Raw genomic sequence first — 277 nt, 5'->3', positions numbered from 1 at the left:
CCCGCATTTCTTCTTTTTTCTCAGGATTTAAATTTACTTCCTTAATTATTGACCAATCGCGTGATTTTCCTGACCAACGACCAGGGTTATTCAATCTAGCCGCATCGTTTACCTGCTGGCGCTTGGCTAATATTTCTTTATCTAAACCTAAGTGACGCTGATTTGGCGTGACAAATTTTATACCGCTGTGCAAATGCTCGTTATTGTACCAATCTACAAACCCTGCCACCCATTTTCTTGCTGTGCTTATTTCTGCAAATGGCTTTTCTGGGTAGTC

At 41.2% G+C, this 277-nt stretch carries 1 pseudogene; it reads right to left on the bottom strand.

Annotated features, from left to right (window positions below):
* Positions 1-277: pseudogene (locus tag H5187_RS24200) on the bottom strand (integrase core domain-containing protein); the annotation flags it as partial.

Origin of the sequence: Pseudoalteromonas sp. SG44-1, from assembly GCF_014164315.1 — a bacterium.
Taxonomy (GTDB): Bacteria; Pseudomonadota; Gammaproteobacteria; order Enterobacterales; family Alteromonadaceae; genus Pseudoalteromonas; species Pseudoalteromonas rhizosphaerae.
This window is presented reverse-complemented; position numbering and strand designations above follow the sequence as displayed.